Origin of the sequence: Stutzerimonas kunmingensis (assembly GCF_002929225.1) — a bacterium.
Lineage (GTDB): Bacteria > Pseudomonadota > Gammaproteobacteria > Pseudomonadales > Pseudomonadaceae > Stutzerimonas.
This window is the reverse complement of record NZ_PISM01000003.1, coordinates 49,100-62,325: the sequence shown is the minus strand read 5'-3', so window position 1 is coordinate 62,325 and position 13,226 is coordinate 49,100. Positions and strand designations below refer to the sequence as shown.

11 protein-coding genes are annotated in these 13,226 nt (G+C 62.1%); 4 read left to right on the top strand and 7 right to left on the bottom strand.

The annotated features are described in order from the left end of the window. Positions 1–50: 50 nt before the first annotated feature. The 6 genes from ahpF to secA all read right to left on the bottom strand — a co-directional run bounded on the left by ahpF (position 51) and on the right by secA (position 8,231). The gene (gene ahpF / locus CW305_RS01055) at positions 51–1,613 is read right to left on the bottom strand and encodes an alkyl hydroperoxide reductase subunit F (RefSeq protein WP_104096873.1); all 1,563 of its coding nucleotides are present in this window, start codon (positions 1,611–1,613) and stop codon (positions 51–53) included. A gap of 120 nt (positions 1,614–1,733) precedes the next feature. After that, on the bottom strand, positions 1,734–2,297 hold the full coding sequence (gene ahpC, locus CW305_RS01050) for an alkyl hydroperoxide reductase subunit C (protein ID WP_003284760.1): 564 nt from the start codon (positions 2,295–2,297) through the stop codon (positions 1,734–1,736). Positions 2,298–2,466: 169 nt separating this feature from the next. Next, on the bottom strand, positions 2,467–3,408 hold the full coding sequence (locus tag CW305_RS01045) for a Nudix family hydrolase (RefSeq protein ID WP_104096872.1): 942 nt from the start codon (positions 3,406–3,408) through the stop codon (positions 2,467–2,469). After that, positions 3,405–4,037 carry a glutathione S-transferase family protein gene (locus CW305_RS01040; protein ID WP_104096871.1) on the bottom strand — a complete coding sequence of 211 codons (633 nt, stop codon included), beginning with the start codon at positions 4,035–4,037 and terminating at the stop codon, positions 3,405–3,407. Before CW305_RS01040 ends, CW305_RS01045 begins: the two co-directional genes overlap by 4 nt. A 123-nt stretch (positions 4,038–4,160) precedes the next feature. Continuing rightward, positions 4,161–5,378, bottom strand: coding sequence for a bifunctional glutamate N-acetyltransferase/amino-acid acetyltransferase ArgJ (gene argJ, locus CW305_RS01035; protein WP_104096870.1), 1,218 nt, complete (start codon positions 5,376–5,378; stop codon positions 4,161–4,163). A 114-nt stretch (positions 5,379–5,492) separates the two neighbouring features. Continuing rightward, positions 5,493–8,231 carry a preprotein translocase subunit SecA gene (secA, locus tag CW305_RS01030; RefSeq protein WP_023444087.1) on the bottom strand — a complete coding sequence of 913 codons (2,739 nt, stop codon included), beginning with the start codon at positions 8,229–8,231 and terminating at the stop codon, positions 5,493–5,495. A 282-nt stretch (positions 8,232–8,513) separates the two neighbouring features. Here secA and CW305_RS01025 point away from each other — a divergent pair, with 282 nt between their 5' ends. The 4 genes from CW305_RS01025 to CW305_RS01010 all read left to right on the top strand — a co-directional run bounded on the left by CW305_RS01025 (position 8,514) and on the right by CW305_RS01010 (position 10,294). Next, entirely contained in the window at positions 8,514–8,969 is a 456-nt protein-coding gene (locus tag CW305_RS01025) for a DciA family protein (protein WP_023444086.1), read from the top strand. Positions 8,970–9,091: 122 nt separating this feature from the next. Further along, positions 9,092–9,556, top strand: a complete 465-nt coding sequence (locus CW305_RS01020; RefSeq protein ID WP_014819356.1) for a hypothetical protein — start codon at positions 9,092–9,094, stop codon at positions 9,554–9,556. 96 nt (positions 9,557–9,652) lie between these two features. Then, the gene (locus CW305_RS01015; RefSeq protein ID WP_003299828.1) at positions 9,653–9,907 is read left to right on the top strand and encodes a YebG family protein; all 255 of its coding nucleotides are present in this window, start codon (positions 9,653–9,655) and stop codon (positions 9,905–9,907) included. Between the two features lie 117 nt (positions 9,908–10,024). Further along, positions 10,025–10,294 carry a DUF3509 domain-containing protein gene (locus CW305_RS01010; RefSeq protein ID WP_023444084.1) on the top strand — a complete coding sequence of 90 codons (270 nt, stop codon included), beginning with the start codon at positions 10,025–10,027 and terminating at the stop codon, positions 10,292–10,294. A 170-nt stretch (positions 10,295–10,464) separates the two neighbouring features. Here the strand turns inward: CW305_RS01010 and CW305_RS01005 are convergent, their stop codons facing one another. Further along, the gene (locus CW305_RS01005; protein WP_104096869.1) at positions 10,465–13,086 is read right to left on the bottom strand and encodes a LuxR C-terminal-related transcriptional regulator; all 2,622 of its coding nucleotides are present in this window, start codon (positions 13,084–13,086) and stop codon (positions 10,465–10,467) included. Between the last annotated feature and the right edge of the window lie 140 nt (positions 13,087–13,226).

The following is a 13,226-nucleotide window of genomic DNA, read 5'->3' as shown; positions in this document are numbered from 1 at the left end:
GAAAAAGGGGAGCAACCTCGCGGCTGCTCCCCTTCTTTTTGCGCTTCGATTCAGGCCGGCGCGGACGACCGGATCAGGTGATCGAAGGCGCTCAGCGAGGCCTTGGCGCCTTCACCGACGGCGATCACGATCTGCTTGTACGGCACCGTGGTCACGTCGCCGGCAGCAAACACACCGGGAATGCTGGTCTGGCCCTTGGCATCAACGATGATCTCGCCGAAGCGCGACAGCTCCAGGGTGCCCTTGAGCCACTCGCTGTTGGGCAGCAGGCCGATCTGCACGAAGATGCCTTCCAGCTCGACGTTGTGCACCTCGTCGTTGGTGCGGTCCTTGTAGACCAGGCCGGTGACCTTCTGGCCGTCGCCCTTGACCTCGGTGGTCTGCGCCATCTTCAGCACGCGGACGTTGGGCAGGCTGTTGAGCTTGCGCTGCAGCACCGCGTCGGCACGCAGTTCCTCGCCGAACTCGAGCAGGGTCACGTGAGCGACGATGCCGGCCAGGTCGATGGCCGCTTCCACGCCGGAATTGCCGCCACCGATCACCGCCACGCGCTTGCCCTTGAACAGCGGACCGTCACAGTGCGGGCAGTAGGCGACGCCGCGGCCACGGTATTCCTGCTCGCCGGGCACGTTCATTTCGCGCCAGCGGGCGCCTGTAGCGAGGATCAGGGTCTTGGCCTTGAGCTCGCCGCCGTTCTCGAACTGCACGCGGTGCAGACCGTCTTCGCCCGCCGGGATCAGCTGGCTGGCGCGCTGCAGGTTGATGATATCGACGTCGTACTCACGCACATGCTCTTCCAGCGCGCGGGCCAGCTTCGGGCCTTCGGTTTCCTTCACCGAGATGAAGTTCTCGATGGCCATGGTGTCGAGCACCTGACCGCCGAAGCGCTCGGCGGCGACACCGGTGCGGATGCCCTTGCGCGCCGCGTAGATCGCCGCTGCGGCGCCGGCCGGGCCACCACCGACCACCAGCACGTCGAAGGCGTCCTTGGCCTTGAGCTTCTCGGCGTCCCGGGCGCTGGAGCCGGTGTCGAGCTTGGCGAGGATCTCTTCCTCGCTCATGCGGCCCTGGGTGAACAGCTCGCCGTTGAGGTAGATGCTCGGCACCGACATGATTTGACGGGCTTCGACCTCGTCCTGGAACAGCGCGCCGTCGATGGCGACGTGCTTGATGTTCGGGTTGAGCACGGCCATCAGGTTCAGCGCCTGGACCACGTCCGGGCAGTTCTGGCAGGACAGCGAGAAGTAGGTTTCAAAGCTGTAGTCGCCATCCAGCGCCCTGATCTGCTCGATCACTTCCGGTGCTGTCTTCGACGGATGACCGCCGACCTGCAGCAGGGCCAGGACCAGCGAGGTGAATTCGTGGCCCATAGGGATGCCGGCAAAACGCAGGCTGATGTTGCCGCCGATGCGGTTGAGCGAGAACGACGGCTTGCGTGCATCGTCGCCGTCGGTCTTCAGAGTGATCTTGTCGCTGAGGCTGGCGATGTCCTGCAGCAGGCTCAGCATTTCCTGGGACTTCTCGCCGTCATCGAGGGACGCGACGATCTCGAAGGGCTGGGTGACCTTCTCCAGGTAGGCTTTCAACTGGGTCTTGAGATTGGTGTCCAACATTGGCAGCGGTACCCCGTTCGGAATTCTGGAAATAAAACGCCCGGACGGTTCGCGTCCAGGCGTTGGGTTGCCAGAGGGCTTTGAAAAGCCCTCCAGCACGCAGGGCAGATAGGCGAAGCCTTAGATCTTGCCGACCAGGTCCAGCGAAGGAGCCAGGGTCTTCTCGCCCTCTTTCCACTTGGCCGGGCAGACTTCACCCGGGTGAGCGGCGGTGTACTGAGCAGCTTTCAGCTTGCGCAGGGTTTCCGACACGTCACGAGCGATCTCGTTGGAGTGGATCTCGACGGTCTTGATCACGCCTTCCGGGTTGATCAGGAAGGTGCCGCGCAGGGCCAGACCTTCTTCTTCGATGTGCACACCGAACGCGCGGGTCAGCTGGTGAGTCGGATCGCCGATCAGCGGGAACTGCGCCTTGCCAACGGCAGGGGAAGTTTCATGCCAGACCTTGTGCGAGAAGTGGGTATCGGTGGTGACGATGTAGACCTCGGTACCGGCCTTCTGGAACTCGGCGTAGCTGTTGGCAGCGTCTTCGATCTCGGTCGGGCAGTTGAAGGTGAAGGCAGCCGGCATGAAGATCAGCACGGACCACTTGCCCTTCAGGGATTCTTCGGTGACTTCGATGAACTTGCCATTGTGGAAGGCATTGACTTTGAAGGGTTGAACTTGAGTGTTGATCAGCGACATCTGCTAACTCCTTTAGGGGGTTCAGAAACTTTAACGGGGCCTACGATAACGCAGCCAGCAGCATACCGTTAATTGATTAAGGGAATGACCGCGATTGCTTTAATCTATCGAAGACACATTTATCGGGTTTACAGCAGCATCGCCAGTGACCTGCATCAGCGCCAGCCGTTCAATCCGGCCAGAACGCTCGAATCGCAGCGACACCCTGCGCACCTGCCTGGCGTGCCGGGGACAGGTCGGACGCCTGAAGCCCGCCCAGCAAGTAGGCCGGTCGGTCGAAGCCTAGCAGCAAATCCGCGACCTGCGCCCAGCCCAATGGTGAGGCATCCGGATGGCTGGCGGTCGCCAGCACTGGCGACAACGTGACGAAATCTACTCCCAATGCGGCTGCCAGCGCCAGCTCCTCGGCATCGTGACAGGACGCCGCCAACCAGCGGTTCGCCGCGATCGGTCGTTCCCGCCCCGCATGCTCTCGCAGCTGCTTGGCGGTCAGATGCCAGCCGGCCTCGGGATAATCGCATGCCCACTGTAGCGGGCCCTTGAGCATCAGCTGAGCCCGCCCCTCGCACAAGGCCAGCGCCCGCTCTGCCAACGCACGGTAGTCGGCAGGCGATAGCGACGGCACACGCAGCTGGATCAGCCGTATGCCGTCATCCAGCGCTTGCGCGAGTCCATCGAGCAACCGTTGCGGGGCGAGGCCATCCGGCGTTATCAGATAACGGTGCGGCAGCCGCGCAGCCGCGACGATCGGCTGGTTCGCAGCCGGGAAGCTGTAGTTCGTCAGTTGATCCGCCGTCACCCACATCAGCGGCTGGCCTTCCGCCCCGTGGGGTTCACCGGTAAACGCCTGCACCTCCCAGACATCGAGCAGCACTTGCTTGTCCGGATAATCGTGGCGCACCTGGATCAGCGGCTGCGCCGCGGTAACGACGATGCCCAGCTCCTCCAGCAACTCACGCGCCAGCGCCGCCTCGACGCGCTCACCAGCCTCGACCTTGCCGCCGGGAAACTCCCACAACCCACCCTGGTGCTTGTCGAGCGGGCGCTTGGCGATCAGTACGCGCCCGTCGGCACCACGAATGACGGCTGCGGCGACATGGATTCGTTTCACTTTCGCACTTCCTGCAGGGCACTCCGATGCCAGCGCTGAAAAGCCGGCCACTGATGGATCGTCTCGACGTAGCTTGCTGCGGCAGCTGGCAAGGCCACCTGATAACTGCGCAGGCGCGACGCCACCGGCGCATAGAAGGCGTCGGCAATGCTTGGCTGGCCAAACAGATAATCACCACTCCGGCCAAAGCGCTCGCAGCAACCGCTCCAGATGGCGCAGATTCGCTCGATGTCTGCCTGCACTGCATCGGGAAGCTCGGGCAAGGCCTGGCCGCGCGCCATATCCATCGGCAGATGGCTGCGCAGTGCCTGAAAGCCGCTGTGCATCTCCGCGCAGATACTTCGCGCCAATGCTCGCGCATAGCGCTCGCGCGGCCACAGGTTTGCATCAGGGAACTGCTCTGCCAGGTATTCGGCGATTGCCAGCGAATCCCACACCGGGCCGTCCTCGGTCAGAAGCACCGGCACCTTGCCGGTCGGCGAATAACCGAGCAGCCGGGCTCGGCTGTCTGGCCGATAGAGTGAGACCGGAACCTGTTCGCACGCAGCGCCGGATAGTTCCACTGCCAGCGCGGCGCGCAGCGACCAGGATGAATAGTTCTTGTCGCCGACTACCAGTTGCAGAGCCATGACCGATGCACCTCGAGTTGCCTTCGGAAGAGTCAGCGGACGTTAATGCGCGGCAAGCGCTAATGGCAATTCCCGTTGCACATGGGGCCATGCACAACGGGAATAGCTAAGCGCAGGATTCGATCAGGTCCGGTATTCGGCGTTGATCTTCACGTACTCGTGGGACAGGTCGGTGGTCCAGATGGTCTCGCTGCAATCTCCACGACCGAGTTCGATACGGATGGTGATTTCCTCACGGGCCATTACCGCCGCGCCCTGCTCTTCCGTGTAGCTGGGCGAGCGCCCGCCCTGGCTGGCGATGCAGACCTCGCCAAGGAACACATCGATCTTGCTCACGTCCAGGTCTGGCACGCCGGCGTAGCCGACCGCAGCGAGAATGCGGCCCCAGTTCGGGTCCGAGGCGAACAGCGCAGTCTTTATCAGCGGCGAATGCGCGACGGCATAGGCGACGTCCAGGCACTCCTGATGATGGCCACCGCCGTTGACCTGCACCGTGACGAACTTGGTCGCACCTTCGCCATCGCGAACGATGGCCTGAGCCACTTCCATGAAGACTTCCAGCACCGCCTGCCTGAGCTTGCCGAACAGCTCGCCGGAAGCGAAGGTGATCTCCGGCAGCGCCGCCTGACCGGTGGCGATCAGCATGCAGCAATCGTTGGTGGAGGTATCACCGTCGATGGTGATGCGGTTGAACGACTTGTTCGCCGCATCGCGTACCAGGTCCTGCAGCACGCTGCCGGCAACCTTGGCGTCGGTGGCGATATAGCCAAGCATGGTCGCCATGTTCGGGCGGATCATGCCGGCACCCTTGCTGATACCGGTGACGGTCACCGTCACGCCATCGTGCTGGAACTGACGGCTGGCACCTTTGGGCAGCGTATCGGTGGTCATGATGCCGGTCGCGGCCTCGGCCCAGTGGTCCGGCGACAGATCGTCGAGTGCAGCCTGCAATGCCGACTCGATCTTCTGTACCGGCAGCGGCTCACCGATCACGCCAGTCGAGAAAGGCAGCACGGCCGTCTCGTCGATTCCGGTGATGGCCGCGAGGGCCGCACAGGTGTGACGGGCGTCGGCAAGACCTTGCGGGCCGGTTCCGGCATTGGCGTTACCGGTGTTGGTCAGCAGGTAACGCACCGGGCCGTGCATGCGTTCGCGGGTGACGAGCACGGGGGCAGCGCAAAAGGCGTTGGTGGTGGTCACGCCGGCGACACGGGAGCCCTCGGCACAGCGCATGATCACTACGTCCTTACGCCCTGGTCGCTTGATGCCGGCCGAAGCGATGCCGAGTTCGAAACCGGGTACCGGGTGCAGAGTAGGTAAAGGACCAAGACCGACAGCCATGGATGCGCTCCTTCAGAACAATGGATGGCCAACAGGCCGAGAGAGGGGTTGCGACAAAAACGCCGCGAGCGGCAGAAGCCGGTCGCGGCGCGGAATCATCAGGCGAGGTCGGACTTACTGAACCTGCCCGTGGCAATGCTTGTACTTCTTGCCCGATCCGCACGGGCAAGGCTCGTTGCGACCGATCTTCGGTTCGGTACGCACCGGCGCCGCGGCGACGTCGGCCTGACCTTCGACCTCAGGCTCCTCCTCCGGCTGATCCAGCGCGGACACCTCGGCATGCTGGAACTGCATGCGCTTGGCCAGCTCTTCGGCTTCGCGGCGCAGACGGGCTTCTTCTTCGGCCGGATCTTCTCGACGAACCTGCACATGGGACAGCACGCGGATGCTGTCGCGCTTGATCGATTCGAGCAGGTCCTGGAACAACGTGAAGGACTCGCGCTTGTATTCCTGCTTCGGGTTCTTCTGCGCGTAGCCTCGCAGGTGGATGCCGTGACGCAGGTGGTCCATGGTCGACAGGTGGTCTTTCCACAGATCATCCAGCACACGCAGCACGATCTGCTTCTCGAAGGAACGCAGTGCCTCGACGCCAGCCAGCTCTTCCTTCTCGTTGTAGGCGGCCAGCAGCGCTTCGAGAATGCGCTCGCGCAGCGTTTCCTCGTAGAGTTTTTCGTCCTCGTCGAGCCACTGCTGGACCGGTAGACGCGTACCGAAATCGCTGTAGAGCACCGCCTCCAGGCCCGGGATATCCCACTGTTCAGGCAGCGACTGCGGCGGGATGTGCGCGCTGATCGCCGCATCCAGCGCTTCCTGGCGGAATTCGGCGATGGTCTGGCCGATTTCATCGGCTGCGAGCAGGCTGTTGCGCATGTGGTAGATCACCTTGCGCTGCTCGTTGGCCACGTCGTCGTACTCGAGCAGCTGCTTGCGCATGTCGAAGTTGCGGCCTTCGACCTTGCGCTGCGCCTTTTCAATGGCATTGGTGACCATGCGGTGCTCGATGGCCTCGCCGGACTCCATGCCCAGCGCCTTCATGAAGTTCTTCACCCGATCGGAGGCGAAGATGCGCATCAGGCTGTCTTCCAGCGACAGATAGAAACGGCTCGAACCCGGGTCGCCCTGACGACCGGCACGACCGCGCAACTGGTTGTCGATACGACGGGATTCATGACGCTCGGATGCAATCACGTGCAGGCCGCCCGCTTCGAGGACCTGCTGGTGACGCTTCTGCCAATCCGCCTTGATCTGCGCGACCTGTTCTTCGGTCGGGTTGTCCAGCGCCGCGACTTCCACTTCCCAGTTGCCGCCCAGCAGGATGTCGGTACCACGGCCGGCCATGTTGGTGGCGATGGTCACGGCACCGGGGCGCCCGGCCTGGGCGATGATCTCGGCTTCCTTGTCGTGGTGCTTGGCGTTGAGCACCTTGTGCTCGAAACCTTCGGCCTCCAGCAGGCGCGACACGTATTCGGAGGACTCGATGGTGGCTGTACCGACCAGCACCGGACGGCCCTGCTCCCGGCACTCCTTGATGTCGGAGATGATCGCGGCGAACTTCTCTTCCTGGGTCAGATAAACCAGGTCGTTGAAGTCCTTGCGCGCCAGCGGCCTATTGGTCGGGATGACCACCACCGGCAGGTTGTAGATCTGCTGGAATTCAAACGCTTCGGTGTCGGCGGTACCGGTCATGCCGGCCAGCTTCTTGTACAGGCGGAAGTAGTTCTGGAAGGTGGTCGAAGCCAGGGTCTGGCTCTCGGGCTGGATCTGCAGCCCTTCCTTCGCTTCGATGGCCTGATGCAGACCTTCGGAAAGGCGGCGGCCCGGCATGGTGCGGCCGGTGTGCTCGTCGATCAGCAGCACCTGGTTGTTCTGCACGATGTATTCGACGTTGCGATGGAACAGCTTGTGGGCGCGCAGGCCAGAATACACATGAGTCAGCAAACCGAGGTTATGCGCCGAATAGAGGCTTTCGCCCTCGGCCAGCAGACCGGCCTGGGTCAGCAGCTCCTCGATATACTGGTGACCCTGTTCGTTCAGCTCGACCTGACGGGTTTTCTCATCGATGGAGAAATGCCCTTCCTGAGTAACGACTCCCTCCTCTTCCTCGATGTGCTGGGTAAGGCGTGGAATGAGCAGGTTGATCTGCTGGTAAAGCTTGGAGCTGTCTTCAGCCTGGCCGGAAATGATCAGCGGTGTGCGCGCTTCGTCGATCAGGATGGAGTCGACTTCGTCGATCACGGCGAAGTTGAGTTCGCGCTGGTTCTTTTCCTGCAGGCTGAACGCCATGTTGTCACGCAGGTAGTCGAAGCCGAACTCGTTGTTGGTGCCATAGGTAATGTCGGCTGCGTAGGCAGCGCGCTTTTCTTCCGGCGGCTGGAACGGGGTGACGATGCCGACCGAGAGGCCAAGGAATTCGTACAGCGGGCGCATCCAGTTGGCATCGCGTCGCGCCAGGTAGTCGTTGACCGTGACTACGTGCACACCTTTGCCGGCCAGCGCATTGAGGTAAACGGCCAGGGTAGCCACCAGGGTCTTGCCTTCACCGGTACGCATCTCGGCGATGCGCCCTTCGTGCAGGGTCATGCCACCGATCAACTGGACATCGAAGTGGCGCATGCCCATGACGCGCTTGCCCGCTTCGCGGCAGACGGCGAATGCTTCGGGGAGGATCTGATCGAGGGTTTCGCCTTTCTCGAGACGGGCCTTGAACTCTTCGGTCTTGCTGCGCAGTTGCTCGTCGGAGAGCGACAGCATCTGCTCTTCGAGGGCATTGACGGACTGCACCGCCTTGAGCATGCGTTTGACCTCACGCTCATTCTTGCTTCCAAAGAGTTTCTTCAATAAAGGCGCAAACATATCGACAAAGACTTCCATGCTGGGGATGGAGGCACGTCCGCGAGGTCACGGCTGCGTGCAAAGGAGCCATTCTACTCGGAAACGGCAGTGAGGAAAGGTGCCTGACTGCGCAGCGCCATGACGCAACGGACGCGCTACCGGGTACCTGTATATTCGCAGCTGGCAGGCGATAAACCCTCTAGGCTGGGCATTTGCGCAGCACGCCAAAGCCGGAGGCGGCAGGATATTCCCCGAACCGGCTTCTGCTACCATTCACGCTTCTACCAAGCATCTCGGACCATCATGGCCTTTCGCCCGTCGCCGGCTCGTGCTCCTGCCTCATTGTTGCGCGAAGCGAAGCCCCTCAGAGCTTTGTTCGGCGAAGCCCTTCGGCTCGATCGTCTGCAACAGCTGCTGGAGAGCCAGTTGCAGCCCGCAGCACGCGAACACTGCCGCGTGGCATCCTGGCGCGAAGGTTGTCTGCTGCTTATCGTCACTGACGGCCACTGGGCGACACGGTTGCGCTATCAGCAGCGGCGTCTGCAACGTCAACTGGAAGTGCTCGAAGAGTTCGCCGGCCTGACGCGTATCCAGTTCAAGGTACAGCCACCGCCCCCGCCCAGGCACACGCCGGCGCGTACGCAACCGCTTTCGAGCAACGCCGCCGACAGCATTCAGGCGGCAGCTGATGGCATCCGCGACCCCAAGCTTCGCGCTGCACTGGAACGTCTGGCCAGCCGCAGCAAAGTGGACGACTGACATCCTGCGACAAATGCTTGCCACATCGTTGTTGCCCGGGGTCCGCCGCCACGGGTTAGCATGCCCCCATTGCAACGGAGGACGTCCATGCTGCCCAACCACCTGATCGTCGGTACTCGACCATGCTGATTGGCGCTCTGCTCATCCTGACCTGGCTGGTACTGCTGATCCGCTATCCATTCAGGGCCGTACCCATTTCACTGGGTGCCGTGCTCGGCCTTGCCTTGGTCGCTGGCTGGGTACTCTGGCAGGAGCATCGCGAAGAGCAGTTGCTCGCTCGTATCGAAATTCAGCTGACTCACGACCCTCGTCGCTGCGCTGGCGGGCAGCCGCTGCATGTGCGCCTGCACAATCACACCGACAAAAAGTTGCAGAGCCTGCAGTGGGAAGTCGCCGCCTATGCGCCGGGCTCGCGCACCAACCTGGCGCGACGCGCCTACGATGCACCGGACTACCAGGGGGCAGGTGGCCTGCAGCCCGGCGCAAGCTGGGAATCCTGCCTGCCGCTACCGCTGCTGCGCGCCGGTTACCGCGCCGCCACACTGGAGTTTAGGGCCGAGCGCGTGCAAGGCCGATTCAAGAACTGACGAAACTCCGCTTCCTGCGCAGACTTTCAATCTTCGCCGCAGCCGCTTATGCTGTACAAATAAACAGTATCAATCTGCCAATGACCGAGGTGGTAAATGGCCGTCGAAGTGGTGTACCGCAGCAGTAGGGACCTGGAGCGTTTGTTCATGGATAAAGCCGAAGCCGATCGTCACGACAAGATGCTTGAGCTGGCAGAAGCGCTAGCTGCGGTGCTGCAGCAAGCTTCGCCGTCGCTGAGCGAACAGCAAGCCGAAGACATCGGCATCTACATGGCCAGGCACCGCGAGTTGTTTGCCAAGGCATTCAAGAGCAGCCCCGATGTTCTGACGGAGCTGACTGCGCAAGCATGAAATGAGATAGCAGGTATGCCCGCGACATTTTTGCGGCGGTCATGCCGTTGCGCCCGGGAAACTTGTCATCGCCTTGCCTGGTCCATTGCTGGCAACCCCTCACATAGGTATCCAGGCATGACGAGTCCATTTCAGAAGATCAGTGATGTGTTTCGTCCGCGCTACAACGTCAACTTCAGCATCGAGAAGCCCGATGGCAGCATTCTGCTGACATTGACGGGCTCGGAAGGCGTTGCAGTGAAGCGCTACATCAGTGCCTACCAATGGCGCGATCAACAGCAATTGCAGCGACTCATCACCAGCCTGCAAGTCAGTCTGGCCATCGAGCGCGGCGAGCAGTTGCCACAACGGATGTCCCACGGAGGCTTGCAACCCGCACCAGTGTAATGTCATCAACCTGACTGCCTGCAGGTTGCGCCGCTCCGCCCCGAAACTTACCCAACAAAAACAAGAATCCATCTTCGTCTGACAGCCGCCAGGCTTGCAGCGAATCGGCGCGCCTGAACTTTGCTGTTTCAGGCGCGACGATGAATGATCCCTTGGATGACTGCTTGTTCTCAGAGCCAGGCCAGCGCTTTGGCCTTCGCCACCGCCTGAGTACGGCGCGCGACGCCCAGCTTCGTGTTTATCCTGCGCGCATGGGTCTTCACGGTATGTAGGGATATGAACAGCTGTTCGGCAATCTCCTGGTTCGAGCACCCCTGGGCGATCAGCCGCAACACCGTCAGTTCGCGGTTGCTGAGCACCGTTTCATCCGCTGCCGGGAGCGTCATTTCCGGCTCACGCTCGTAGCTCAGCAGCCGCTGCCGAAGCGATTCGCCCTTCGCTGCGGGTAGCACTCGCGCCAGCCATTGCGGCTGCCGATACTGTAGTTCGTACAAGGGCTTGACCAGATGCTGACGCGCGGCCTCGCTGAGCGCCAGACGCAGCTCCAGCTCCGCCTCGGCGACCTGGCCATCGGCCTGTAACGCTTCCGCCAGACTGAAACGACACTCGCATGCCAGCCCCAGACGCTGGGCAAGCAGGTTCTGCTCGATCTGCTCACGCAAGGCTGTGATCGCTCGTGCTGGCTGTCCCTCGAGCACATCGATGACCGCCAGATAGCGCCGCACCCGAGGCAACAGCTCGTAGAATCCGGACGGCGACAGGTAACCCCGTCCTTCATACAGTTCCAGTACCTGATACAGCGCACCACGCGCCTTGCGCAGCTCGCCCTGATGCAGCCAGGCCACACCGTTTATCAGCGGCAGGATGCCGCGGAATCTCGCCTCAGGTACATGGCGCCACTGAGACAGGCGCTCGGCGTCCCGCAGCCAGTGATAGGCGCAGGCAAACTCGTGACTGCGCGCGGCAAGCTCGGCAAGCCCGACATAACCGAAGAAACAGTAGGAATCACCGCAGGTTTCGGTCTCCGCCTTACCGAGCTGATATGCCTCCTGCGCCGGCTCGTCGAGCCCCTGGTAAGCCAGCAGATGCCCCTGCAGCAGTTGCAGCCTGCCGATGAGAGGGCTGCGCCGGACGGAGTCACGTAACGCCTGGAGTGTCTCGTTGAGCACGCCGACCGCACGCTCGAACTCACCGGTGAGTTCAAGCAACTGGATTCGATCGACGCTGAGCATCACTTCGTAGAGCACGCTACCTTTCAGCCGTGCGAGCTTCATGCCTTCGCTGTTGTATTGCTGGGCAAGGTCGAGCTCACCTTCGGCCATCGCTTGCTGCGTAAGCACCTGATAACAGAGCACGCGCTGCGCCCAGGCGTGATCGGACAGTACCTCTAGCGCCTGCAAGCAGTTCTGGCGTGCCTCGGGCTCACCGCGCAGGCGGGCCAGAAACCCACGAAGGGCCTGCCACTGAGCCAATAACTGGGCTTGCCGGCGCGCATCGGGTTGGGGGAAGAACTTGGCCAGCTCGGCCAGACAGTCATCCACTTCATCAAGTCGCGCCGAAATGATCAGCGCCCAGCCCTGCAAGACGATCAGGCGCGTGGTGCTGGCGAACAGGTCCTGTGGCAGCTCGCTTCGCCATTTCAGAAAGCGCGATACGTTATCGCCGATCAGCAGCTGTTCCTGTCCGTAACGCTGCAGGTAGTTGGCAGCGACCTCAGGCTGGCCGGCCCATAGTGCATGCTCTACCGCCTCGCGCATCTCGCCGCGACTGGCGAACCACTGACAGGCACGCAGATGGGCCTGGGTCGGAGCGGTCGTTTCTGCGGAGCGCTGCAGCATCAGCGCCAGCGGCTTCCAAAGGCGAAACCACTCACCGCAATTGTCGATCTGCCGAATGAAGAGCTGGAGCGTCTTGAGGATATCGAGGATTTCGCGACCAACACCGTCGAGCACATGGTCGCAGAGCTCTGCCGAGAAACGCGGCATACGCGCCAGTGCCAGCATGGCCCGCCGCACTTCATCGCTCAGTCCAGCCATGACCTCACGCTGGACGTAATCACGCAGCAATGGCGTCCCGGCAACCAGACGCTCACGCAACGCCTGCTCATCGGCGTGGAGCAACATCAGACAGACTCCAGCCGGCCACCCCTCCATCACACGATGCAATTGCTGAAAAGTCTCGGGCGAGAGCGTCAGACGATGGACGTTCAGGAGTTGCTCGAGCTCTTCGGCGGTGAACGCCAGCGCTTCCGCCTCCAGCTCCAGAAGGTGCCCTTGCAGCAGGAGCCGTGGAAGCTTCCACGCCGGCTGGCGGCGACTGGATACCCACCAACTGACTTGTGCCGGCCCCATGTCCAACAACATATCAATGCAAGCATCGAGCTCCGGGCTGTAATCACGCGGGTAGTCGTCGAGCATGATCCACAGCGGCTGCCGGACTTGTCGCAGCAGCGCCAGCATGTCGTTCTCGGAACGATCATCCTTGCCCGTCCGCTCCCCCAACGCATCGCTCAACTGGCCGTACAGCGCCTGAACCGTACATGCCCGACCGCCGAGATCCAGCCACACCAGGCGTGTGCCCGGAGGCACCAAGCGCGCGCACTCGCTCATCAGCACGGTCTTGCCAAACCCGGCTGGGGCGCAGATCAGGCGCAGACGGCAATCGGTTTCGAGCAGCGCACGAACCAGCCTGGGCCGGTCGATATGCAGCGGCGGCAGCCGAGGAATGGATGCGAGTTGCTCTACGGCACCTGCCTCTGCACTGAGCGCATCAGGAATGAAGCGTACGGACATGGCAAAGGTTCTCTTGTTCGAATCAGTCCATTGAAACACAGCGCGGTCTGTGCCAGGCATCGCGCTCGGTCGTTACCACGGGCAGCCGAAACGCCAGCCTTGTCGTTGCACACGTCGCATATTGGGCTCGGTGTTCCAGC